A 23,001-nucleotide genomic window follows, 5' to 3' on the forward strand; every position below is an offset into this window, starting at 1 on the left:
GGCGTAAGCGGTAAAGACGGAAATTGTGGCACAGCTAGGCAGGACGTCAAAAAACTGATGGTGTAGCGCAGGGCGAAACAGGGTCTTGCAGGCAAGACCCTAGTGGAGCAGTGTCAGTAGTCCTGAAGCGTAGGACGGAAGAGAATCTCGTTGATGTCTACATCATCCGGCTGGCTCATGGCATAAACGACGGCTCGCGCGAAGGAGTCGGCGGGAATAGCGATTTCATAGAATTTGCGGACGTTTTCAGCGACGTCCTTCTCGGTGATGCTGTCTGGCAGCTCTGTAGCAACTGCGCCTGGAGAAATGATGGTGGTGCGGATGTTGTAGGGCTTCACCTCCTGGCGTAGTCCTTCGGAGATGATGCGTACGGCATGCTTGGTCGCAGAGTAGACCGTACTGCCAGCGCGCACCTTGTGTCCGGCTACTGACGATACGTTGATGATATGACCGGCCTTGCGCTCGGACATGTGGGGCAGTACCGCAGCAATGCCGTAAAGCACACCTTTGACGTTGACGTCGATCATGCGGTCCCAGTCTTCGATCTTGAGCCGCTCAAGCGGGGAGTGCGGCATGAGTCCTGCGTTGTTCAACAGGGTGTCGACGCGGCCATAGGTGGCGATGGCTTTTTCGACCAGTGCCTTGACCTGTGCGCTGTCGGTGACGTCAGTCTTCATGGCAAGCGCCTTGCCGCCGTTGCCATTGATTTCATCAGCCAAGGCCTGGATACGCTCCAGGCGGCGCGCGCCCAAAACAACGGTTGCGCCCATCTGACTTAACTGTCGGGCCGTTGCCTCGCCCAGCCCGCTACTGGCACCGGTAATCACAACGATCTTGCCTTCAATGTTGTTGCTCATGGCCTGTCTCCTTTAGGTTTAAGCCTTGGATAAAGAACAACGCGAACGGGCATAGGTTCTATGAAGTCTCCTACAGGCCAGGCAAACAGAAGGCCGGTCGTTTGTTGCAACCATGGAACCGGTTTCTATCAGCGGCTTTCTGCTGGTGTGCTGCCTATAACGCGGTTATGTTTCCGCAACGTTGTGGTCTTACCTGAATGCTCTAGAACAGGATCTTTAAATGTTTCGCTCACGCTGGACGATGCCGGTTATCCTGATTTTGCTTCATGTTTATGTCGGCGTGACGCTGATTCCCCATCTGCCGCTTAACGATGTAGGGCAGTTGCTTGCCGCGCTTTTGCTGGCGCTGTCCTGCTACCTGGTGCCATTAGGGTTTCGCTCGCGCAGTTTGCGCATGCCCTGGCTGGCCTGGGCAGGTCTATTGGCTATGGGAATATTTTCCAGCCTTGCCGTGCTAAGCCTGTTGCGCGGTGTATTGATCGCTGTGCTCATGTTATTTCCTGGCGCGCTGTCCGAGGCGGTCACAGAACGCTCTGCCGAGGCAGTCATAGGTCTGGTGCTGCTTTTCACGGTGCTGGGCGTCTTCAATGCACGACGAATTGCAAACGTCGTTGACGTTGAATTACCCGTCGAAGACCTGCCGGAAGCCCTGGAAGGTTTTACGATCGCTCAGATCAGCGATATCCATGTTGGCCCAACAATTCACCGGTCTTATATTTCTGCCATCGTTCAGCGGGTGAACCGTCTTGAGGCCGATGTCGTCGCGGTAACAGGGGATCTCGTCGACGGCTCTGTAAAGCAGTTGGCCGAGCACATTCAGCCACTGGCCGAACTAAAAGGCCGTTACGGTGTGTACGTGGTGACAGGCAATCATGAGTACTACTCAGGTGCTTTGGAGTGGGTAAGCCACTTGAAACACATGGGCCTCAGGGTGCTGCTCAACGAGCACGTGGTGATTGCTCACAACGGGGCTGAGCTGGTGCTGGCGGGAATTACGGATTATTCCGCCGGAATGTTTGTGCCGCAGCACAAAAGCGATCCGCAGGCGGCGCTCCAGGGTGCGCCGAACAACGTGCCCAAGGTTCTTCTGGCCCATCAGCCACGCTCAGCAAAGCTGGCAGCCGAGGCGGGGTTTGATGTTCAGCTTTCCGGACATACCCATGGAGGGCAGTTCTGGCCGTGGATGCATTTTGTGCGTTTCCAGCAGCCGTGGGTGGCCGGTATCCATCGGCTGGGGAGGCTTTTTGTCTATATCAGCCGGGGCACAGGTTATTGGGGACCTCCGATTCGCTTTGGTGCGCCCTCGGAAATCACCCGCATACGACTGGTCTCGGCGCTTCCCTGATTACTTATCGGACGTGGCGGTTGCTGGCGTAACCGCTGCATCCAGGAACAGAAGTGATCCGCTGAAAGACACCGCCATGAACAGGAACCAGGATACTTTGCGCAGCATCCAGATGATGATGTCGCTGCGGTTATCTGCACTGTTCAGCATCAGATGATGCGTTTTGAAGGGGTCGAAAAAACCTAGCAGGCCGAACAGTGCCAGCGTGCCGCAAAATAGGAAGACTAGCGCGAGTGCGTAATAGCGCGCGTTCTTCGAGGCGAGTAAGTTGTGCATGAAATAACCTTTGAAAAGACGTTGGATAAATAAGGCCCGGTCGGTCTTTTCAGCAACAATGCTGCGCTCTTGTTCAGGAGCGGCATGATTGATTTATCAGGTCTGAAAGCTCGATGCCCATATGCTCTATGACGGCACGGCTGTCCGATACTTGAATCGGGCCGTCGACGTACGACAGGTTCAGACCTGGTCGATGCCAGCCTAGGCGGTATTGGGATTGTTCTAGGAATAAGGGCGTTAACCCGTACAAGCGCAGCATGACGCTGAAAAGAGGCGTACCGGCGCAAAGGCAAATACGGTACGCATCATATGGCTGGCTCTTAATATAAGGGCAGAATGCTGGGTTTCAAATACCGCTGAACCAATTGTAGCCCTGATCTTCCCAGTACCCTCCCGGGTATTGGTTGGTTACAAACAGCTCGCCAATATGCTTGGGGTTCTTGAAGCCCAGCTTGGTAGGTACGCGCAGGCGAAGCGGGTAGCCGTAGTCGGGCGGTAACGGTGTCTTGCCAAAGTCCAGTGCCAGAAGGGTTTGTGGATGAAGGGCAGTGGCCATGTCGATGCTGGAGTAATAGCGGTCGGCACACTTGAAGGCAACATACTTTGCCGTGGTGTCAGCACCGATGTGTTCGAGAAAGGTCTTGAGCGGTACGCCACTCCACTGACCAATGGCACTCCAACCTTCGATACAGATTAGCCGGGTAATGTCGCTGCGCTGAGGAAGTCGCCGCAGCGCTTCCAGCGTCCAGGGCTGCTTCTTTTGTACGAGCCCCGAGACCTCAAGGCGATAATCGCTCAAGTCTACGTCAGGAACGTTGTATTCAGGGTAAAAGGCGTTGAAAGGAAAGGGGTGAGTGATCTGGTCTTCCCGGTAGACCGGCGCCAGACGCTGGCCGCCAAACAACCAGGCCTGAACCCGATCATTCCAACGGGACAGGGCCCAGAGCACCTTGTCTACCTGATCGCCATCCTGCAGATTACAGCCGGTCAGCATGGCCATGGCGCCGACGGTAAGACCGGAGCGCAGGAACAGTCGACGCTGCAGGTTAATCACTTGCGTACGCTGCGCTGGCTCAAGGTGAATTCTGGTTTTGCGCTCACTCATGATGCGTCTCCTTGGCCCGACCGGTAATCATCGGAAGAAAAGTGCGAGGGACAAGCATGACGAGGGCAAGGTGGATAATCACAAACCCGCCGATCCCAGCCATGGCAAGGAAGTGGACATAGCGTGCCCGGTCAAACCCACCGAACAGAGTGGCCAGGGTCTGCAACTGTACGGGTTTCCAGATCGCAAGACCCGAAAGCACGACCAGAACGCCCATGGCCAGTACAAACCAGTACATCAACCGCTGTACGGCGTCATACGTACCCAGTCGATGGGCTAACTGAAGGCGCAGCGCATCCATGAGGTCCTGGCGAAAGGCCTGGACGCCTATGGGCAACAAGTCCCGACGAAAGTGTCGGCTGGCGAGGCTGTACAGCACATAGAGGGCGCCATTGATCACCAGGACCCACATGACCGCGAAATGCCAGGCAATGGAGCCACCCAGCCAGCCGCCCAAGGTAGCCCAGGTCGGAAAGGCGAACCCGAATAGCGGTGAGGCGTTGTAGATACCCCATCCGCTCAAAAACATGCAGGGCATGGCAAGGGCGTTGATCCAGTGAGTCAGGCGTACCGGCCAGGCATGCACCAGCCGCCGCGTGGTAGTCGGATGCGTCATGGGTCATCTCCGATAGGAGGGTAGGCGCACCGCTCCGGTGCGCCTCAGCTGGACTACATGGGTGGGGTATAGCCGTCTTTGCCGATTGCAACGCCTTTGGCCGTCTTGCCATCAGCATCAGGAAACAACACGATCTTGGTCCCAGGCTTGAGTTCGTCCGCCTTGCCGGGTTCTACATAGGCAATCGGCACATCTTCAGGTACATGCAACTGCTTTTCGCCGCCCTTGTACTGCACTGTCAGGGTGCGGCCGTTGGCATTCTTGAGTTCTCCAACAGTACCGTTGGTCATGGTACCGGAAGAGCCATCAGCGTTTTCCCATCCGTAATGGCCTTCGCCAGTACCCCGCAGGCTAGCTTCAAATACGGTGACTTCCAGTGCCTTGAGGCTGCCGTCCGGCTGCGGAATGGCGGCGGAACCTACAAAGCTGCTGGGCTCGCTCGCGTCCAGTTTGGCCGGAGAGACTAGGCGATAAGATGTCTTGTCAGTCAACGCAACCGACAGGTGCTGGCCATTGCGAGTGGTGAGGTCCAGCGTGTTGGATTGCACGGCATCTACCGTTCCGCGAACCGGCTTGACAGTCGGCATGGCGGCGCCGGCGGGCGTGGCGGCATGGACAAGCAGCGTGCTGCCCAGTAACAAGGTACCTAGGGCAGTGGATAACAGATTCTTGGTCATGGGCGAATCCTTCTGGGATAGGTTGCAGGAGCCATGCTCGCGCAGGGAAGGGGTCATGAAGATGACGGGCGAATGACAAAAATGTAATCCACCGTCGTCGTCGTGCTCGTTAGAATTGACTGATCGCAGGAGAGCAACTGTGCACCTATTACTGATTGAAGACGACACGAAAACCGGCGAGTACCTGAAGAAAGGGCTGGGTGAGTCCGGCTACGCGGTGGATTGGGCCCAGCATGGAGCGGACGGTCTGCACATGGCGCTTGAGCATCATTATGACCTGATCATTCTGGACGTCATGCTGCCTGGCATCGACGGTTGGCAGATCATGGAGGTGCTGCGCAAGAAGCACGACGTGCCCGTCCTGTTTCTTACTGCCCGCGATCAGGTGCAGGACCGTATCCGCGGCCTTGAGCTGGGCGCGGATGACTATCTGGTCAAGCCGTTTTCGTTTACCGAGCTGGTGTTGCGCATCCGTACGTTGCTCAGGCGTGGCGTTGTCCGTGAGGTCGACCACTACCACCTGGCAGATTTGGAGCTGGATCTGCTCAAGCGGCGCGTTACGCGGCAGCAGCAGGTGATTACGCTGACCAACAAGGAGTTCGCATTGTTGCATCTGCTGCTGCGCCGTGAAGGTGAGGTGCTCTCGCGTACTCTGATCGCGTCGGAGGTGTGGGACATGAATTTCGATAGCGACACCAATGTGGTGGATGTGGCCATTAAGCGACTACGCAGCAAGATCGATCAACCCTATCCCATCAAACTTATTCATACGGTACGCGGCATTGGCTACGTCTGTGAGGCTCGGCCATGCGCATCCGAAGACAGCCCTCTCTAACCCTTCGGGCAACTCTGGCCTTTGCGGTTGTCGCCATGCTGACCGTAGGCGGCGTGGGCGTTTATCTGTACGGCTCGTTGAAACACACGCTACTGGAGCGCAGTGATTATGCCGTACTTGGGCGGGTCGACCATTTTCGCAAGCTGTTGAGGTATGACCTGAATCTTGCGGATCTGCAGCGCAATCCGCAGCTGTTCGAAAACATGCTGGGTAATGAGGATGATGTCTTCATCATCAGCCAGCAGGGGCAGTCTATCGTCATGGTCAATCCCAAGCAGGCCATACTGCCGGATTTGCCTGTGGTCGGCAGTGACGAGTCATTGAGTCTGGATGACCTGCGCAGTGGCGTTGCGCCGAACAATATTCCCCTGCGCGCGGCGGCGGCTGAAGTCCGTTCCGGGGATACCTCGGTTCGTGTCGTGGCGGCTCATTTGCTGGTCAAGGAAATGGCCATGCTTGATACGTTCCGTGAGCGCATCCTGGGCGCCGTAGTACTGGCGTTTCTGCTGACGGCTATCCTGGGTTATCTGTTGCTGCGCAGAGGGTTGCTGCCTATTCGTGAAATGGCTGCCCATGCCGCAACAATCACACCCGCGAGATTGAACAGTCGACTCGATCCCGCCAATACGCCCAAGGAGTTGGATCAACTCACCACGGCGTTCAACGGTATGCTGGATCGGCTGGCGGATGGCTATCAGCGTCTGGTGCAGTTCTCAGCGGACCTTGCCCACGAGATTCGCACGCCTATCGGTTCGCTGATGGGGATCTGCCAGGTTACGTTGCAGCAACCTCGCTCTCTGGATGAGTACCAAAGTGTGATCGCCTCCAATCTGGAAGAGCTGGAGCGTATTTCACGCATGGTGGAAAGCATTCTGTTTCTTGCCCGCGCCGATGATGCGCAGGCAGTACTGGATTACAAAACCCTGGCGCTTGCAGACGAGCTGGAGCGTGTGGCGGACTATTTCGAGGGGCTAGCCGAAGAGCGTGAGCTGCGGCTCAGCACTGAAGGCGACGGGAAGTTGGAAGCTGATCCGTTGATGGTGCGCCGTGCGCTGAGCAATCTGGTTGCCAACGCCATTCGATATGCGGACAAAGGTTCCGTTATCCATATCCGTACACTGCAAAAAGGACAGGAGCAATGGATCCAGGTAGAGAACAGCTGCCCTATGCTCGAACCTCGTCAGCTGGAGCGCTTGTTTGATCGGTTCTACCGAGGTGATGCGGCACGGCATGGCTCGGAATCCAACGGGCTTGGACTGGCGATTGTAGCAGCCATCATGCGTCTGCATGGGGGAAGTGCAAGCGTCGAGCAGGATGAGCATCGGCACATTTGCTTTACCTTGCGCTTTCCCCATGTGGCTCCAAAGCGCGAGTCCATACTGACGGCACCTATGGCAAAAGGCTTACACGGATAGAAGTCGGTTGGCGCTAGGCCTGCATGCAGCATCTGCGTAATCTACACCTATCGGAATGCAGCGCAGGAAGCGCTCATCGCACCTCAAGGACGACGACCACGCCAGGATGGCAACTTGACAGGATGTTGAGTAAGGTCGACGAAACCCCGCCAAGCGCGGGGTTTTTCGTTTGCGCTGAATAATTATTGGGTATTTATTTCGGCCGGTACATCTTGAAGAGCTGCGCTTCGGTAATCTCGAAATAGTCTGCCGGGCCACCCCCGCGCAGGATGGGCCGTGCGGCCGCTGTCTGATAGACCCCGTCGACCAGCAGTGACCTGTCGATATGTACGCCGACCACCTCGCCCAACACCAGCCAGCTTTCCACCGAATCCCCGGCTGCGGTTTGCAACTGGATCAGTTGAGTGAGCTTGCATTCGAAGGACACCGGGGTTTCGGCAACACGTGGTACCGAGATCACGCGTGAGGGTGCAGTCGTCAACCCGGCCAGCTCAAATTCGTTGACCTCCGGCGCTACCGCTGCACAGCTGGTGTTCATCTGTTCCGCCAGTGCGCGTGTCGCAAGGTTCCAGCAGAACTCACCCGTCCGCTCGATATTACGTACGCTATCCTTATAGCCAATGCTGGAAAAGCCGATAATGGGCGGCACATAGTTGAAGGCATTGAAGAAACTGTACGGCGCCAGATTCAATTGCCCCTGCTCGTTGTGAGAGGAAATCCAGCCAATCGGGCGTGGGCCGACGATCGCATTAAAGGGATCGTGGGGCAGATCATGGCCTTTGGCGGGTTCGTAGAAATGAACGTGTTCAGACATCGACAGCCTCTCCTGACTAGATGATTACATACTGACACACACCAGCCCGGGGTGACGCAATGCCATTTGCTTTTCTTGATACGGAGTTCACCAGTCTTACTGCGCAAGCCAGACTGATTTCGCTGGCGCTGGTTGTTCCAGACGGCCCCGAGTTCTATGTTGAATTGCCGCAGAATTGGGACCTCGCAGACTGCTCTGACTTTGTCATTGAGATTGTGCTGCCGCAGCTGGACCCTGTGGAGTACGGAATGAGCGTGCCGGAAGCCAGGGAGGCGCTACGGCAGTTTCTATCCCGCTTCGATGAAGAGGTCATCGTGTGCTGTGATGCGCCACTATGGGATTGGGACTTCTTCAGTCAGCTGGCATATCGCCATGGCAAGTGGCCTGCCAATGTACGTAACGCGCCCCGTAATAGTTATGACCTGATACCCGATCTTGCCAGGGCCATTCCTGAAGAACTGGTGCCTCATCATGCACTGCTGGATGCGCGTCTGGCGGCCAGGCAGTACCGCATTGTGACCAGCCGGGGCTAGGCCGCAAAACGACCTGATCGCTACGCAAGCCAATATAGCCCGTTGTGAGGCGAGGTTATCGCCACTGCTTGATGCTTAACCTCGCTCCGGCGGAGCTGTTACCACTGATACGTTGCGCTCAACTGCGCCGTACGCTGCGAACCGTACCAGCACCACGAATACGAGTAGCAGGTGGTGATGTATTCCTTGTCTGTCAGGTTGGTCACATTCAGGGCCAGCCGCAGGTTATCGGTAGGGCTGTTGATAGGGCCGACGTCGTAATGAATGGCCGCATCAAACAGCGTATAGCCAGATACTTTTAACGTGTTGGCGGCATCACCCCAAGAGGAGCTGACGTAGCGTACACCGCCGCCTACACCAAGACCTTTAACCGGCCCCTCATGAAAAGTGTAATCGGCCCAGGCGGAAGCGGTATGGCGAGGTAGGCCGTAAGTGGTCGTGCCTTCCACGGGTACCTCGGGACCGTTTGCAACACCCGTCACCCCAGGGGCTCTGTTGGTGGTGTTGTTGGATTTTGTGATCCGGTTGTCGAGGTAGGCGTAGGCGGCAGTGATGTCCAGATTATTGGTCAGGCTGGCTTTGCCTTCAATCTCCAGGCCACGGGACTGGACTTCGCCATCCTGTACCTGGCAGCGACTGCCGTTACACAGATGGGTAGGGTCTGGGTCGAGTGTCGGTACGTTGGTCTTACGCAGATCAAACGCCGCGATGGTGATAAAGCTGTTGCTCCCAGGCGGTTGGTATTTGATTCCGATTTCGTACTGCTTGCCTTCCGATGGCTGAAAGAGCGAGCCGCCATAGAGCGTGCCCGACTGCGGCTCGAACGACTCCGCATAGCTTACATAAGGTGCGAACCCATTATCGAACAGGTAGACCATGCCCAGACGTCCTGTAAATGCTTCGCTGGACTGCGAGCTTTTGGCTTTTCTGCCGGTGCTAAGGGTAAGTGTGCTATTGCTGGTATCTGCCCAGTCGTATCGTCCTCCCATTAGCAGGACCCAGCGGTCCCAACTCAGGTGATCCTGTAGGTAGAGACCTTTCTGCTCACTGCGCTGAGTCGCATCGGTCGAGAAGGCAGGATAGCGATCGATACCGGTATAGACAGGGTCGAAGATATCCAGGCTACTGCCTTTTCCATAACCGGCCTTGGTATCGCTGCTGGTGTTCTGATAGTCAGCACCCAGTAACACGGTATGCTGTAACGGGCCCGTACCAAACTTGGCCTGGAGCTGGTTATCGAGGGCGTAGGCGTCAATATCCACATCGGTTGCAATGGTGCTGCGGCTCATCGTGCGGTAATCAGGCGCCAGGACAGACGCGTTGTACAAGCTGCGGTAAATACCTTCGCTGCGCAGATAGCGCGCGTTTTGCCTTATGGTCCAGATGTCGTTGAAGTGATGTTCGAACTGATAACCGAGTGAGTAGTACTCGCGATCAGACTTTTCAAACTCCTTGTCACCGTCGTAAAAATCGACCTTGATGCGCCTGCCAGTTGGACTATGCAGTGCTGAGCCATAGGCGGGAATGGAGCCGTAGGAGCCCCCTTTGGGATCCCGCTGGAAATGGCCCAGCAGTGTAAGGGTCGTGTTCTCCGAGGGGCGCCAGGTGAATGACGGTGCAATAGACTGTCGACGTACTTCGGTGTGTTCGATCTGGCCATCCGCATCGTCATAAAGACCCAGCAGGCGGTAGGAAAACTCTCCTGCGTCGTCCAGAGGACCGCTGAAATCCAGCGTGGTCCGCTTCTTGTCAAACGTGCCTATCTGAACACCGATTTCATGGTAGGGCGTATCCAGGGGACGCTTGCTGACCATATTGATCACGCCTGCCGGGCTGGATTGTCCATAGAGTACCGACGCAGGCCCTCGTAGTACCTCTACACGCTCCAGATCAAAGGCATCTTCCTGAGGAAGGGCATCCCGGCTGCCGGGCATGCGCAGCCCGTCCAGGTAACTGCCTGGTGAAAACCCCCGAATGGTCAACTGGTCCAGGCGCGAAGCGGTAGCGCCACGACTTTCCGGAATGACGGCCGCGGTGTAACGCAGGATCTGATTGAGGCTCTGCGCATCCTGAGCCTGCATCTGATCACGGGTAATGACCGAAATGGACTGCGGTGTCTCGATTAATGAGGCATCGGTCTTGGTTGCCGTAAGGCTGCGATTGGCGACATATCCACTCACCGGCCCTGTAGGACTTTCATCCAGCAATTCCTCGCTGATTTCGGTAGCGTCCAGTTCAAAGGCAGCCTCTTGTTCAGCCGCATTTATGGGTGAGGCAAGCAGGGTCACGCAGGCAACGACAGCGCAAGATGAAGCAGCAGAGTGGTACATACAAGTCCTTTGTAGATAAGCGCTTAAGTACAACCACAGCTAATAGCGCGAGGTAAGAGGATTTCTATCTACCTGATAATTTATATCAATTGAGAATGTGTATCAAAAAAGAAAATATCTCATTACAAATTAGCCATAAGGCTTTATCGACGTAACGGGATAGGATGGATGTGAGGTAAGGGCTAAAGAGGTCAAGCAGGCGGAAAAACGCTTCTCATCAATGATTTTTACATGCTTTATGTACTGCTGCGCGATACATGAAAGCGGTGCAACCGGTGCGAATTTCTTTTGCCAAGTGGTGAAGGGGCGCTTCCAATAACCTTCAATAAGGAAAACCTGTGGTGATACTTAGAAACGCTCTGCTCTGTGTTGGTCTTGGTAGCGTTGTACTTAATGCAAGCGCGCATGAACTATGGCTTGAGCGGGATGCAAGTGGCCCCATACGTGTCTACCTCGGCGAGCCGGACGAGGGCGTATTGGAAACCGGCGAGACCATTGCGGCGCTGGCCCCTACCACTCAAGTGTTTACCCATGATCGAAATGCAACGGCAAAGGTTGTAGCACGTGAAGATCACTTGGAGGCTGCAGTAAACGAGCAGGGGGATGTTCGCAGTTATAACGATCAGGTCTGGAAACCTTGGAAGGATGAGCAGGGCCATTATACAGCCGCCTTGATGCACGCTCGTGCAGGCCGCACCGAGACCAAGGCATTGCTGGATTACGAACTCGTCCCTGCTGCTGCAAACAGTAACCGCTTTACCTTACTGTTCAAAGGCAAGCCGCTTGCCGCACATGATGTGGTTCTGTTCGATCCAAAAAATCAGGCGCTGAAATTGAAGACAGATAGTCGGGGCGTTGTCGATGTCCCTACCAAGGAGAAAGGTCGGTTCATCTTGGCAAGTGGTTACCAGACGCCTGCGAATGGTTATGAAGTAGCCGGTCAGAAGATGGATAATCTCTATTACGGTACTACCACAAGCTTTATCGTGGATTGACGGCTGCACACTAAATGCGCTGTTACTTCTCCGCTGCTTTCGCTAGTAGCAGCGGAGACACGTCGAACATTTAGTTAAACATGCTTTCGGGGCAACCCAAGCGGCGAGAAATGACCTGGGCTGTTTTTAGTAATTCCTGAACGTATTCGTCCTTGAGTTCTTCTCTGAAGCGAAAGCAGGGGAAGGAAACACTCATTCCAGCAACGACATGGCCGAAGCGGTCATGGATGGGCGCGGCAAGGCAGCGCATATTCTCTTCGAATTCTTCTTTGTCCTCACCGTATCCCTGGCTGCGGATAAGTGCCAGCTCTTCAAGGTAGGCCTCCAGACTCGACAGGGTATTGGCCGTACGAGGCTGGAAGGTCTCGCTCGCCAGGCGCTTGCGTACATCCTGCTCGTCGCGCCAGGCCATCAGTACCTTGCCAATGCCTGTGCAATAAAGCGGCGCACGCAAGCCGATCCGCGAGTACATCCGCAGGTTGTAGCGCGAGTCGATCTTGTGGACATAAACGATATTGTCTTCATCGAGAATGCCCAGATGCACTGTTTCGCTCGTAAGTTCACTGATGGTACGCATGCCGGGCTCGGCTTCACGTACAAGATCAATATGCGGCAATGCCTTACTGCCCAGTTCGAACAGCCGCACGCTGAGGCGATAACGATCCTCGCTGTCCTGTACGACATACCCCAGCGATTTAAGGGTCTGTAGAAAGCGGTAGACGGTGCTCTTGGACATGTCCAGCTTTTGCGCAATTTCTGAAACGCCACTTTCTTCAGGGCACTGACCCAGCGCTTCCAGAACAGCCATGGTCCGGCTAACCGCGGTTACAGATTCATTATTGGTAGTGGGACTATCCATGCGGGCTCCTCTGCGAACGTTGTTAAGTGTATCTGAATTCCATTTCGAAACAGCGTTTCATTTCTCTTGACGTGCCTTGTTGAATCGCTACACTCGGTTCAATACAGGAATTGAAACCGCGTTTCAATAATGCTGATGTAGGGTCCGCAAGAGTGGAACCCCGCTACAAAAACAAGAAGGCACCAGATGATGCAGGCCATTCGACAACGGTATCTAATGCCCGTCCAGGCAGACGCGTATGTGACGAATCGGGTGGGGGGCTCCCTATGACGACCCTCTTCAAATCTTTGCCATCCCCGATACGGGTTGCCCTGGTTGGTGAATGCATGATCGAGCTGCAACGCGACAGCGTAGGCACGATTACTCAGGCATTTGGCGGGGATACGCTTAACGCCACGGTCTACCTGGCTCGGCTATGCCAGTCCACGGCCATTTCGGTGGATTATATAACCGCCATCGGTCAAGACCCGTTCAGCGAGGCCATGTGTCAAACCTGGCAGGCTGAAGGGCTGGGTACGCAAAATGTGCGACACCTGCCTGACGCATTGCCTGGTCTTTATTTCATCCAGACCGATGAGCACGGCGAGCGGCAGTTTCTTTACTGGCGTGGTGAGGCGGCCGCCCGACGCTGCTTCGATGGCCATGAGGCAGCGCAGACGCTGGCGGCCTTGCTCAACTATGACGTCATCTACCTGAGCGGTATCAGCTTGGCGGTGCTGACTGCTGAAGGCCGGGCACGGCTTCTCGAGACATTGGCCGAGGCGCGCAGGCAGGGCACGTGTATCGTATTCGATAACAACTACCGCCCCCGACTCTGGCCGGATCGCGCTACGGCGCAGCACTGCTACCAGGCATTGCTGGCGTTGGTCGACCTAGCGCTGATTACCTGGGAGGACGATGTCGAGCTGTTCGGCTTCTCTTCACCTGAGGCCTTGTTCCGTACCTATGCCCAGTCAGGCGTTACTGAAATAGTTCTCAAGCGGGGGGAGGCTCCGTGTCTGATCCATACCGGACGGCAGGTTCTGACGATTCCCGGCGAGAAGGCGCAGCAGGTGGTCGATACCACCGCCGCCGGTGACTCTTTCAGCGCAGCATACTTAGCCTGTCGTCTGCAGGGCGGTAATCCTGAACAGGCTGCCCGGTGGGGTCACCGGTTGGCTGTCAATGTCATTCAGCACCGAGGCGCCTTGATCCCGCCTCCCGCCATGCCGGCAATGCCCGCGCTTTCGTATTCCCTAGCTGCCCAGGCTTGAACAATGAAGATAAGAGAAGCCCGCGTTATCGTGACCTGTCCCGGTCGTAATCTGGTCACTCTCAAGATTGTGACTGACGAAGGTCTTTACGGAATCGGCGATGCTACCCTCAATGGCCGTGAGCTGGCCGTGGTCGCCTATCTGGAGGAACATGTTATTCCTGCCTTGATCGGACGGGATGCTCATCGAATCGAAGACATCTGGCAGTACCTGTACCGCGGTGCCTACTGGCGTCGTGGGCCCGTCACCATGACGGCGATTGCCGCGGTTGACTTGGCGTTGTGGGACATCAAGGCCAAGGCCGCCAATATGCCGTTGTATCAATTGCTTGGCGGCAAAAGCCGTGAGCAGGTGATGGTATATGGGCATGCTACCGGCAAGGACATCGAATCCTGCCTGGACGAGGTGGCCCGGCATGTAGAGTTGGGCTACAAGGCTGTTCGAGTCCAATGTGGCATTCCCGGTATTCCGACCACCTATGGTGTAGCCAAGCGCGAAGGTGAGCGCTACGAGCCGGCAGACAGTGACCTGCCGGCCGAACATGTCTGGGATACCGCCAAGTACCTCAAGTATGTCCCCAAGCTGTTTGCTGCGGTTCGTGAACGCTTTGGTGATGACCTGCACATCCTCCACGACGTGCACCATCGCCTGACACCCATTGAAGCAGGGCGTCTGGGTAAGTCGGTAGAGGAATTCAATCTGTTCTGGCTGGAAGATTGTACACCTGCCGAGAATCAGGAAGGTTTCCGCCTGATCCGCCAGCACACCACCACACCGCTGGCGGTGGGTGAAGTCTTCAACTCGATCCATGACTGCCGCGAGCTGATCCAAGAGCAGCTGATCGATTATATCCGTGCAACGCTTGTGCATGCCGGTGGCATTACCCATGTCCGGCGGATCGCTGATCTGGCGGCGCTGTACCACGTGCGTACCGGTTTTCATGGTGCGACTGACCTGTCACCGGTATGCATGGGAGCGGCGCTGCACTTCGATACCTGGGTACCTAACTTTGGCATCCAGGAGCACATGCCCCATGAGGAGCGGATCGATGAAGTCTTCCCCCACGCCTATCGATTCGAAGATGGTCATTTCACGCCGGGCGAAGCGCCAGGGCATGGCGTGGACATCGATGAAGATCTGGCGGCGCGCTATCCCTACAAGCGTGCCAGTCTGCCGGTAAACCGTCTCGTAGACGGCACGCTCTGGCACTGGTGAATCATGGTCGACAATGAAACAACAGACGGGTACGCACAATGAACAAACAGAACCGATTGTATGCAGGGAGGCTGCTGGGTAACGCCGGTGCAGCCGTTAGGTCGATCCAGAGGAGTGGCAAACAATGAAAGCCTTTCAGGTACGGGCTCCCCATGAGTTCAGTCTGGCCCAGGTCGAGACACCAGTCGCTGCGCCAGGTGAGGTGGTGGTAGGCGTGGCGTATGCGGGTATCTGCGGTTCGGACATGCATATCATCCATGGGCAGAACGCGTTCGTTCGGTTTCCCCGGGTGACCGGGCATGAGTTTGCCGGTGTCGTTCAGGAGGTCGGCGAGGGTGTCGAGACGCTGAGCGTTGGCGATCGTGTGTGCGTCGATCCGGTCATCAGTTGCGGCACCTGCTACCCCTGTCGCATTGGCCGTCCTAATGTCTGTACCCATTTGCAAGTGATTGGCGTGCACCGCGACGGTGGTTTCAGCGAGCGCGTCAGTGTGCCAGCGGAGAACGCTCACAAACTGCCAGAGGGGATGCCGCTCAGCCATGCTGCCTTGGTGGAGCCGTATTCCATCGCGCTGAACGTGCTTGATCGCATGCAACCTCAGCCAGGCGACTCTGTACTGGTCTATGGCGCTGGCGTTATCGGGTTGACCATCGTGCAGATGGCGCGCGCCCTGGGACTTACCGACATCACTGTTACCGATGTGATTGATACGCGCCTGCAAACAGCCCGGGCGTTGGGCGCGACACGCACGATCAACGGGCAGGCACAGGATGTGGAGTCTGTCATGAAGGAGCAGACCGGAGGCGAGGGCGTACCGCTCATTGTAGATGCAGCCTGTATTCCTGCGTTGATGCCTCAAATGGTGCGGCTGGCGTCACCCGCCGGGCGGATTGGTCTTCTGGGTTTCAATGCAGCGCCCAGCGACCTGGTACAGCTGGAAATGATCAAGAAGGAATTGACGCTAGTAGGATCGCGGCTCAACAACCGCAAATTTCCACGGGTGATTGAGCTGATGGCGACCGGAAAGCTGAATGCGCAGGATCTGATCAGCCATCGCGTAGCCTTTGACGATATGCCTGAGGCCATTGATCTGATCGAAAGCCATCCTGAGCAGACGCGTAAGGTGTTAGTGGAGTTGATGCACGTGGCGGGTTAACTCGGACGGCCTTAGCCGTCTTTCCAATCGATACGCGCTCACCCGGGCGCCCTCACCGATAAATACAAGAAGCGGGAGGTTTCCATGTTTGGTCAAGGTCGTAGCCTGGTACTCGTCATGCTGTTTCTGGCGGGTGTCATCAATTATCTGGATCGCTCGGCATTGTCTGTGGCGGCTCCGTTCATTCAGAAGGACTTTGGGCTCAATGCCGGCGAGATGGGGCTGATCTTCAGCAGCTTTTTCGTAGGGTATGCAGCCTTCAACTTTGTTGGCGGCTGGGCAGCGGATCGTTATGGTGCCAAAACCACGCTGCTGGTGGCTATGGTGCTGTGGTCACTGTTCAGTGGCTTGACGGTGCTGGCCCTGGGCTTTGCCTCATTGTTCCTGATCCGTGTGCTGTTTGGCATGGGGGAAGGGCCGCTGAGCGTGACAACCAGCAAGATGGTGAACACGTGGTATGCGCCCGATAAGCGAGCACGCGTCTTGGGTGTTTCCATGGCCGGTACGCCGTTGGGTGGCGCCATTTCCGGGCCGGTGGTAGGCATCATTGCCGTCACCTACGGCTGGAAGGAGTCCTTTATCGTCATCATGATTATTGGCCTCGTTTGGGCGGCGGTGTGGTTCAAGTTCATCAAGGCCAAGCCGGACGGTGCGGCAGCACGTGAAATCGAAGAGGGTGAACGGCTCACCGAGATTGCCAACGTGCCGACTCAGCCACTCCGGTATTACCTCAAGCAGCCTACCGTGCTGTTTACGGCGTTTGCCTTCTTCACCTACAACTACACGCTGTACTTCTTCCTGACCTGGTTCCCAAGCTACCTGACCATGGCTCATGGCATGAACGTAAAGGACATGAGTATCGCGACCGTCATCCCGTGGATTCTGGGATGCCTGGGACTGGCGCTGGGTGGCTTCGTGTCCGACTTCGTGCTCAAGAAAACCGGCCGGGTGATGTTCTCGCGCAAGGTGGTGCTGGTGGGGTGCCTGTTGTGCTGTGCGGTCTGCATCGGTTGCGCCGGGCTTGTTTCCACCATGTATAGCGCGGTAGCGCTGGTGGCGCTGTCTGTATTCTTCCTGTATCTGACCGGCGCTATTTACTGGGCCATCATCCAGGATACCGTACCGGCAGCGCGAGTAGGTGGGGTAAGCGGGTTCATGCACTTCCTGGCCAATACCTCCGGTATTGTGGGTCCGACTGTGACCGGTTTTATCGTCCAGTTTACCGGGGCATTTACCAGTGCCTTCCTCCTGGCAGGTCTTTTGACGGTTGTGGGTGCGCTGTGTGTGGCCCGTTTCGTCAAGCCTATTGCCCCTGTGCAGGCGGAGATGGCGCCACCGGTCGCTACGCCGTCAGTACTGGGCCGTTCCTCGTAAGGAGTTGCAGATGCAGTACACACGTGTAGAACAAGGGGCGCTTGAAGGATTCTGCCAGCAGGCCTTTAGAGCCCATGGTCTCGCCGCACCGGACGCCGAACTCGCTGCCCGGGTGCTGGTGAATTCTGACGCCCGGGGCATTCCTTCCCATGGCGTGGCACGTCTGCCGCGCTATGTGCGGGGGCTCAAGGCGGGCAGTATCCTGACAGATGCCAAGCCGAAGCTGGTTCATGAAACGCCGCTCTCGCTGGTGTTGGACGCCCAGGGTGGTATGGGCACCACGGTCAGCCAGCAGGCCATGGATGCCGTGATTGCCAAAGCCTGCGAGCACGGCGCGGGTTTCGCGACCGTACGCGACTCGAACCACTTTGGTATTGCCGCCTGGTACGCCATGCAGGCGCTGCCCCATGACCTGATTGGCATCGCCATGACTAACACGGCGGCACTTGGCGTTCCCACGCATGGTCGACAATGCATGTTTGGCACCAACCCGATCGCTTTTGCCGCACCGGCCGACAGGGAAAAGGCCTTTGTGCTGGACATGTCGACCACAGCCGTGACGCGCGGCAAGCTGGAAGTCTATGGCCGGCAGAACACACCGTTGCCCACTGGATGGGCTGCGGCACCGGATGGAGGCGATGCCCATGATGCCCCCAGTCTTCTGGAAAGCATGAACATCTATGCAGGCGGCGGGTTGCACCCATTAGGCGGTGCGGGCACCGAGTTTGGTGGCCACAAGGGCTATGGTCTTGCCGTGATGGTCGACATCCTTTGTGGCGCACTGGCAGGGCATGGGTTTGGCAGGCACCTGCACGATACGCCTGGGAGTACGGGGCGAGTGGGGCACTTTTTTGCTGCTTTTCGAATCGACCTGTTCCGCCCCGCGGATGAGTTTCGCCAAGCCATGGATCAGCTCTTGTCAGACCTGCGTACCTCGGAGCCTGCCGCAGGGCACGATCAGGTCTGGTACGCGGGACTCAAGGAAATCCAGGCCCAGGAAGCGGCATCGCGTGAGGGTGTGCCGGTTGAGACAGGGGTGATCGAATCCCTTCAAGCGCTGGGGGAAGCCTGTGGCGTTACTCTGGCAGGAATCAAGGAGCCTTTCCATGCGTGAAGTCGAGCGGTATCCCTCAACCTATCCAAAGCCGATCATCGGCATCGTGCACTTGGGCCTTGGTGCGTTTCATCGTGCGCATCAGGCGGTCTACCTGGAGCGCACTCTGGCACGGCATGGTGGCGGAGAGTGGGGTATATGCAGCGCCAACATTCGCTCCAACCGCGCACTTGTCGATCAGCTTCGTGCCCAAGACTGCCGCTATCACGTGGCCGAATACCGAGACAGCGAACACGTTGCCTTGCGAGAAATCGCAGCGTTGCAGGAAGTGCTTTATGCCGGTGAAGGCGGTGAAGATAGAGAAGCCTTGCTCGAACGAATGGCCGAGCCAGCAACACGCATCGTAACGCTGACTGTGACGGAAAAAGGCTACTGCTTGAGTCCCGCCACTGGGCAGCTACGCGTAGATGACCCCAATATCGCCTATGATATTCGCACGCCCCATGCGCCGCGTACGGCCCCAGGTCTGCTGGTAGAGGCCTTGCGCCGCCGTCATGCCCGTGGGATAGCCCCCTTTACAGTATTGTGCTGTGACAACATGCCGGACAACGGCCAGCGAACACGGCAGGCGGTAACGCAATTGGCGGCTGCCCAAGATGAACGACTGGCCGCCTGGATCAGTCAGGAGGTCGCGTTTCCCTGCAGTATGGTAGACCGCATTGTTCCTGCCATGACTGACGCCTCGTTCGAAACGTTGCGTCAGCTTGGCTGCGAGGACCCGGCAGCCGTTATTGGCGAAGCCTTCAGCCAGTGGGTGATAGAGGATCAGTTTCCTCAGGGGCGGCCCGACTGGGAGCAGGAGGGGGTGCAAATGGTAACGGATGTACGCCCATTCGAAACCATGAAACTACGCCTGCTCAATGGCAGCCATTCACTTTTGGCCTACGTAGGTGCACTGGCAGGTCATACCACGGTGTATGACGCCATGAATGATCCTGCACTGGTCAGACTCGTCCGGCATTACATGAAAGACGAGGCCATGCCGACGCTGGAGATGCCGGCAGGAATCGACCTCAACGCCTATGCTGATGATCTGATAGCACGCTTTCGCAACGACAGCCTCCAGCACCGTTTGCATCAGATCGCTATGGACGGCTCGCAAAAGCTGCCTCAGCGCTGGCTCTCCGGCACGGAAGCACGGCTTGCTCAGGGAGGCGGAATCAGCTGCATTGCGTTTGGCGTAGCGGCCTGGATTGAGTACTGCTCCGGGCAGAGCAGCCAAGGGGCGCATGAGGTAAATGATCCACTGCATGACACCTTTGCTGAGTTGCATGCGCACCGGCAGGGCGAAGCACTGGTCGAGGCCTTTCTGGGACTTACGGACGTATTTCCGGCGAGTCTGGCCGAGCAGGAGGCGTTCCGGCAGGCCGTACATCAAGCCTACCGTGTGCTGAGCACCCAAGGTATTGCCGTGGCGCTCGCAGAAGCGACGAACAGTAATAATCATTAAGGAGCGAAGTCATGGAGCATACCTGGCGCTGGTTCGGCCCTAACGACCCCATCAGCTTGAGCGACATTCGGCAGACCGGCGCAACAGGCATCGTCACGGCCTTGCATCAGGTTCCCAACGGGGAAGTCTGGACAGTAGAAGCGATCAGTGAACGAAAGGCGATGATCGAGGCAGCTGGACTGACCTGGTCGGTGGTGGAAAGTATTCCCGTTCACGAGGATATCAAGCGAGGCTGTGGCCGCCGCGATGACTACATTGGCAACTACCAACAGAGCCTTCGCAATCTCGCGGCGTGCGGTATCGATATTGTCTGCTATAACTTCATGCCCATCCTCGACTGGACCCGTACGGACCTTGCATGGCCGCTGGAGGACGGCGGGTGGGCACTACGCTTTGATCAGGATGCATTTGCCGCGTTTGATCTCTTTATCCTCAAGCGTGAAGGCGCCGAGGCGGACTACACCGAGGACGATATCCAGCGGGCCCGTACCTATTTTGACAACCTGGACGACACCCGGCGCGATACGCTCGTTGCTACCTTGATTGCCGGTCTACCAGGCGCTGAAGAGCACTATAGCCTGGATGATTTCAAAGGACTGCTTGCGACCTATGCGGACATCGACGCGGAACAGCTTCGGGAAAACCTGGGCTACTTTCTCAAGGTCATTGTGCCGGTGGCGGAGGCGGCGGGCGTACGCATGGCCATTCACCCCGACGATCCGCCACGGCCTCTTCTGGGCTTGCCTCGTATCGTGTCTACCGCACAGGACGCCCAATGGCTTCTTGATGCGGCACCCAGTCCGGCCAACGGCTTGACCTTTTGCACCGGATCCTACGGGGTGCGTGCAGATAACGACCTTGTTGCCATGGCTCGGCAGTTTGCGCCTCGCATCTATTTCACTCACCTGCGCTCGGTGAAGCGCGAGGCTGATCCGCGCAGCTTTCACGAAGCGCATCATCTGGCTGGAGACGCAGACATGGTTGGTGTGATCCGTGAGCTGGTTCTGGAAGAGCGTCGACGCGAACATGAGCATGGCCCCCGACTTCCCCTGCGGCCCGATCATGGTCATCAGCTGCTGGATGATCAGCATCGCCGTACCAACCCCGGCTATTCACTGATCGGCCGTCTCAAAGGATTGGCAGAGTTGCGCGGGATAGAGCTGGCCGTGCGTCAATTACTGCAAAATTGACATTACCGTGAGAACGCCATGGAACTGATAACAAAAACAGGCGGGATCGATACCGCCAAAGCCGTGATTCGCCTCCACCCGCAGGACGACGTCCTCGTGGCTCTACAGCCGCTGCCGGCAGGGCTTGCCATCGTGGAGGAGCGCGTAACCCTCAGTCAGCCCATTCCCGCAGGCCACAAGTTCTCGGTGCGCCGGATTGATAGCGGGCAACCGGTGCGCCGCTATGGTCAGATCATCGGCTTTGCCACGACGCTCATCATGCCCGGCGAGCACATCCATGTTCATAACCTGGCGATGGGCGAGTTTGCCCGGGATTATGCTTTTGGAGAGGATGCCCACGTGCAGGCCTTTCCCACCGAGGGGCCAATGTTTCAAGGTATCGTCCGCCCGGATGGTCGTATAGCGACGCGCAACTATATCGGTATCCTGACCTCGGTAAATTGCTCGGCGACTGTAGCTCGGGCAGTGGCTGACTATTTTCGGCGGGATATCAATCCGGCCGCTCTGGCGCCTTATCCCAATGTGGATGGCGTCGTTGCGCTGACACACAGCTCCGGCTGCGCTGTGGATTCAGCAGGCGAGCCTCTGGCCATCTTGCGCCGCACCCTGGGCGGATATGCTGTCCATCCCAATTTCGCGGCGGTCATGGTGATCGGACTTGGCTGCGAAACCAACCAGATCGAAGGCATGATGGCGGCTCAGGGGCTGGAAGCGACCGCAACACTGCGTACGTTCACCATCCAGGATACGGGAGGTACGGCCAAGACCGTAGCCAAAGGCATTGCGTATGTGAAAGACCTCTTGAGCGAAGCCAATCGCATCGAGCGCCAGCCTGTGAGTGCCCGTCATTTGATAGTAGGCCTGCAATGCGGCGGCTCGGATGGCTATTCCGGTATTACCGCCAATCCGGCCCTGGGTAATGCGGTGGACCGATTGGTAGCCTGCGGTGGTACGGCTATCCTATCCGAAACACCGGAAATATATGGTGCCGAGCATCTGCTGACCCGTCGGGCTACCAGCCGTGAGGTAGGCGAAAAGCTTATCGAGCGCATCCATTGGTGGGAAGAGTATTGCCGACGCACGGGAGCGGAAATGAACAACAACCCGTCTGCAGGCAACAAGGCGGGTGGCCTTACGACCATTCTGGAAAAATCGCTTGGCGCGGTAGCGAAAGCCGGATCAAGTAACTTGATGGCTGTCTATGAATATGCCGAGCCGGTAAGGGCTCAGGGACTGGTGTTCATGGACACGCCCGGCTATGACCCGGTTTCCGCTACCGGGCAGGTGGCGGGTGGCGCAAATCTTATTGCCTTTACCACCGGACGGGGCTCAGCCTATGGATGCGCACCGGCGCCCTCGATCAAGCTCTCGACCAATAATGCCCTCTGGCAGCGTCAGGAAGAGGACATGGACATCAACTGTGGCGAAATCGCGACCGGTACGCTGACCATCGAAGCATCCGGAGCCGAGATTTTCGACAAAATGCTAAGGATTGCCTCGGGCGAGCGCAGCAAGAGCGAGCAGCACGGCTATGGGCAGAATGAATTCGTTCCCTGGCATATTGGCGCCATCACATAATCTGTTCTGCTGCA

21 protein-coding genes are annotated in these 23,001 nt (G+C 56.9%); 13 read left to right on the forward strand and 8 right to left on the reverse strand.

The annotated features are described in order from the left end of the window. Nucleotides 1-113: 113 nt before the first annotated feature. Nucleotides 114-857, reverse strand: a complete 744-nt coding sequence (locus PLU01S_RS21020; RefSeq protein ID WP_074826369.1) for an SDR family oxidoreductase — start codon at nt 855-857, stop codon at nt 114-116. A gap of 220 nt (nt 858-1,077) precedes the next feature. On the opposite strand from PLU01S_RS21020, the gene PLU01S_RS21025 reads away from it, so the two are divergent. Continuing rightward, nucleotides 1,078-2,202 (forward strand): metallophosphoesterase, encoded by a 1,125-nt coding sequence (locus PLU01S_RS21025; protein WP_074826373.1) that lies wholly within the window; start codon nt 1,078-1,080, stop codon nt 2,200-2,202. Here PLU01S_RS21025 and PLU01S_RS21030 read toward each other — a convergent pair whose 3' ends face one another. From PLU01S_RS21030 to PLU01S_RS21045, 4 genes are all read right to left on the reverse strand, one after another. Next, a complete protein-coding gene (locus tag PLU01S_RS21030; protein ID WP_010798273.1) occupies nt 2,203-2,478 on the reverse strand; it encodes a hypothetical protein in 276 nt (91 codons plus the stop codon). Nucleotides 2,479-2,824: 346 nt separating this feature from the next. Continuing rightward, nucleotides 2,825-3,583, reverse strand: a complete 759-nt coding sequence (locus PLU01S_RS21035; RefSeq protein ID WP_074826378.1) for a molybdopterin-dependent oxidoreductase — start codon at nt 3,581-3,583, stop codon at nt 2,825-2,827. After that, nucleotides 3,576-4,199 carry a cytochrome b/b6 domain-containing protein gene (locus PLU01S_RS21040; RefSeq protein WP_074826380.1) on the reverse strand — a complete coding sequence of 208 codons (624 nt, stop codon included), beginning with the start codon at nt 4,197-4,199 and terminating at the stop codon, nt 3,576-3,578. The genes PLU01S_RS21035 and PLU01S_RS21040 overlap by 8 nt, the downstream gene beginning before the upstream one ends. A gap of 53 nt (nt 4,200-4,252) precedes the next feature. Next, nucleotides 4,253-4,876: a hypothetical protein gene (locus PLU01S_RS21045; protein WP_074826382.1), complete on the reverse strand. Its 624-nt coding sequence runs from the start codon at nt 4,874-4,876 to the stop codon at nt 4,253-4,255. Between the two features lie 139 nt (nt 4,877-5,015). Here PLU01S_RS21045 and PLU01S_RS21050 point away from each other — a divergent pair, with 139 nt between their 5' ends. Together PLU01S_RS21050 and PLU01S_RS21055 are read left to right on the forward strand one after the other, a co-directional pair. After that, nucleotides 5,016-5,711, forward strand: a complete 696-nt coding sequence (locus PLU01S_RS21050; protein WP_074826385.1) for a heavy metal response regulator transcription factor — start codon at nt 5,016-5,018, stop codon at nt 5,709-5,711. Next, nucleotides 5,690-7,126, forward strand: coding sequence for a heavy metal sensor histidine kinase (locus PLU01S_RS21055; RefSeq protein ID WP_073449764.1), 1,437 nt, complete (start codon nt 5,690-5,692; stop codon nt 7,124-7,126). Before PLU01S_RS21050 ends, PLU01S_RS21055 begins: the two co-directional genes overlap by 22 nt. Before the next feature lie 193 nt (nt 7,127-7,319). Here PLU01S_RS21055 and PLU01S_RS21060 read toward each other — a convergent pair whose 3' ends face one another. Further along, the gene (locus PLU01S_RS21060) at nt 7,320-7,940 is read right to left on the reverse strand and encodes a flavin reductase family protein (protein WP_074826388.1); all 621 of its coding nucleotides are present in this window, start codon (nt 7,938-7,940) and stop codon (nt 7,320-7,322) included. 59 nt (nt 7,941-7,999) lie between these two features. Here PLU01S_RS21060 and PLU01S_RS21065 point away from each other — a divergent pair, with 59 nt between their 5' ends. Continuing rightward, the gene (locus PLU01S_RS21065) at nt 8,000-8,473 is read left to right on the forward strand and encodes a 3'-5' exonuclease family protein (RefSeq protein WP_074826390.1); all 474 of its coding nucleotides are present in this window, start codon (nt 8,000-8,002) and stop codon (nt 8,471-8,473) included. Between the two features lie 98 nt (nt 8,474-8,571). Here PLU01S_RS21065 and PLU01S_RS21070 read toward each other — a convergent pair whose 3' ends face one another. Then, on the reverse strand, nt 8,572-10,803 hold the full coding sequence (locus tag PLU01S_RS21070) for a TonB-dependent siderophore receptor (protein WP_074826393.1): 2,232 nt from the start codon (nt 10,801-10,803) through the stop codon (nt 8,572-8,574). A 341-nt stretch (nt 10,804-11,144) separates the two neighbouring features. On the opposite strand from PLU01S_RS21070, the gene PLU01S_RS21075 reads away from it, so the two are divergent. Further along, on the forward strand, nt 11,145-11,798 hold the full coding sequence (locus PLU01S_RS21075) for a DUF4198 domain-containing protein (protein ID WP_233432167.1): 654 nt from the start codon (nt 11,145-11,147) through the stop codon (nt 11,796-11,798). Between the two features lie 70 nt (nt 11,799-11,868). Here PLU01S_RS21075 and kdgR read toward each other — a convergent pair whose 3' ends face one another. After that, on the reverse strand, nt 11,869-12,657 hold the full coding sequence (gene kdgR / locus PLU01S_RS21080; RefSeq protein WP_074826399.1) for a DNA-binding transcriptional regulator KdgR: 789 nt from the start codon (nt 12,655-12,657) through the stop codon (nt 11,869-11,871). A 266-nt stretch (nt 12,658-12,923) separates the two neighbouring features. Between kdgR and kdgK the strand changes: the two genes are divergently transcribed. The 8 genes from kdgK to PLU01S_RS21120 all read left to right on the forward strand — a co-directional run bounded on the left by kdgK (nt 12,924) and on the right by PLU01S_RS21120 (nt 22,987). Continuing rightward, nucleotides 12,924-13,910, forward strand: coding sequence for a 2-dehydro-3-deoxygluconokinase (kdgK, locus tag PLU01S_RS21085; protein WP_074826402.1), 987 nt, complete (start codon nt 12,924-12,926; stop codon nt 13,908-13,910). A 3-nt stretch (nt 13,911-13,913) separates the two neighbouring features. Next, a complete protein-coding gene (manD, locus tag PLU01S_RS21090) occupies nt 13,914-15,125 on the forward strand; it encodes a D-mannonate dehydratase ManD (RefSeq protein ID WP_010798285.1) in 1,212 nt (403 codons plus the stop codon). Between the two features lie 124 nt (nt 15,126-15,249). Next, nucleotides 15,250-16,281 carry a Zn-dependent oxidoreductase gene (locus PLU01S_RS21095; protein ID WP_074826405.1) on the forward strand — a complete coding sequence of 344 codons (1,032 nt, stop codon included), beginning with the start codon at nt 15,250-15,252 and terminating at the stop codon, nt 16,279-16,281. Between the two features lie 84 nt (nt 16,282-16,365). Continuing rightward, nucleotides 16,366-17,655: an MFS transporter gene (locus PLU01S_RS21100; protein WP_074826408.1), complete on the forward strand. Its 1,290-nt coding sequence runs from the start codon at nt 16,366-16,368 to the stop codon at nt 17,653-17,655. A 10-nt stretch (nt 17,656-17,665) separates the two neighbouring features. Next, the gene (locus tag PLU01S_RS21105; RefSeq protein ID WP_074826412.1) at nt 17,666-18,769 is read left to right on the forward strand and encodes an Ldh family oxidoreductase; all 1,104 of its coding nucleotides are present in this window, start codon (nt 17,666-17,668) and stop codon (nt 18,767-18,769) included. Continuing rightward, nucleotides 18,762-20,219: a mannitol dehydrogenase family protein gene (locus tag PLU01S_RS21110; protein ID WP_074826415.1), complete on the forward strand. Its 1,458-nt coding sequence runs from the start codon at nt 18,762-18,764 to the stop codon at nt 20,217-20,219. The genes PLU01S_RS21105 and PLU01S_RS21110 overlap by 8 nt, the downstream gene beginning before the upstream one ends. Before the next feature lie 11 nt (nt 20,220-20,230). Beyond that, entirely contained in the window at nt 20,231-21,409 is a 1,179-nt protein-coding gene (gene uxuA, locus PLU01S_RS21115; RefSeq protein WP_074826419.1) for a mannonate dehydratase, read from the forward strand. Nucleotides 21,410-21,427: 18 nt separating this feature from the next. Continuing rightward, a complete protein-coding gene (locus PLU01S_RS21120; RefSeq protein WP_074826422.1) occupies nt 21,428-22,987 on the forward strand; it encodes a UxaA family hydrolase in 1,560 nt (519 codons plus the stop codon). Nucleotides 22,988-23,001 lie beyond the last annotated feature (14 nt).

It is taken from the genome of Pseudomonas luteola NBRC 103146 (genome assembly GCF_002091675.1).
Classification (GTDB): Bacteria; Pseudomonadota; Gammaproteobacteria; order Pseudomonadales; family Pseudomonadaceae; genus Chryseomonas; species Chryseomonas luteola.

Bases quoted from the DNA above. Each gene is read 5' to 3' on its own strand.
- PLU01S_RS21020 (WP_074826369.1), bottom strand. From the start codon at position 857: ATGAGCAACAACATTGAAGGCAAGATCGTTGTGATTACCGGTGCCAGT.
- PLU01S_RS21025 (WP_074826373.1), top strand. From the start codon at position 1,078: ATGTTTCGCTCACGCTGGACGATGCCGGTTATCCTGATTTTGCTTCAT.
- PLU01S_RS21030 (WP_010798273.1), bottom strand. From the start codon at position 2,478: ATGCACAACTTACTCGCCTCGAAGAACGCGCGCTATTACGCACTCGCG.
- PLU01S_RS21035 (WP_074826378.1), bottom strand. From the start codon at position 3,583: ATGAGTGAGCGCAAAACCAGAATTCACCTTGAGCCAGCGCAGCGTACG.
- PLU01S_RS21040 (WP_074826380.1), bottom strand. From the start codon at position 4,199: ATGACGCATCCGACTACCACGCGGCGGCTGGTGCATGCCTGGCCGGTA.
- PLU01S_RS21045 (WP_074826382.1), bottom strand. From the start codon at position 4,876: ATGACCAAGAATCTGTTATCCACTGCCCTAGGTACCTTGTTACTGGGC.
- PLU01S_RS21060 (WP_074826388.1), bottom strand. From the start codon at position 7,940: ATGTCTGAACACGTTCATTTCTACGAACCCGCCAAAGGCCATGATCTG.
- PLU01S_RS21065 (WP_074826390.1), top strand. From the start codon at position 8,000: ATGCCATTTGCTTTTCTTGATACGGAGTTCACCAGTCTTACTGCGCAA.
- PLU01S_RS21070 (WP_074826393.1), bottom strand. From the start codon at position 10,803: ATGTACCACTCTGCTGCTTCATCTTGCGCTGTCGTTGCCTGCGTGACC.
- kdgR (WP_074826399.1), bottom strand. From the start codon at position 12,657: ATGGATAGTCCCACTACCAATAATGAATCTGTAACCGCGGTTAGCCGG.
- kdgK (WP_074826402.1), top strand. From the start codon at position 12,924: ATGACGACCCTCTTCAAATCTTTGCCATCCCCGATACGGGTTGCCCTG.
- manD (WP_010798285.1), top strand. From the start codon at position 13,914: ATGAAGATAAGAGAAGCCCGCGTTATCGTGACCTGTCCCGGTCGTAAT.
- PLU01S_RS21095 (WP_074826405.1), top strand. From the start codon at position 15,250: ATGAAAGCCTTTCAGGTACGGGCTCCCCATGAGTTCAGTCTGGCCCAG.
- PLU01S_RS21100 (WP_074826408.1), top strand. From the start codon at position 16,366: ATGTTTGGTCAAGGTCGTAGCCTGGTACTCGTCATGCTGTTTCTGGCG.
- PLU01S_RS21105 (WP_074826412.1), top strand. From the start codon at position 17,666: ATGCAGTACACACGTGTAGAACAAGGGGCGCTTGAAGGATTCTGCCAG.
- PLU01S_RS21110 (WP_074826415.1), top strand. From the start codon at position 18,762: ATGCGTGAAGTCGAGCGGTATCCCTCAACCTATCCAAAGCCGATCATC.
- uxuA (WP_074826419.1), top strand. From the start codon at position 20,231: ATGGAGCATACCTGGCGCTGGTTCGGCCCTAACGACCCCATCAGCTTG.
- PLU01S_RS21120 (WP_074826422.1), top strand. From the start codon at position 21,428: ATGGAACTGATAACAAAAACAGGCGGGATCGATACCGCCAAAGCCGTG.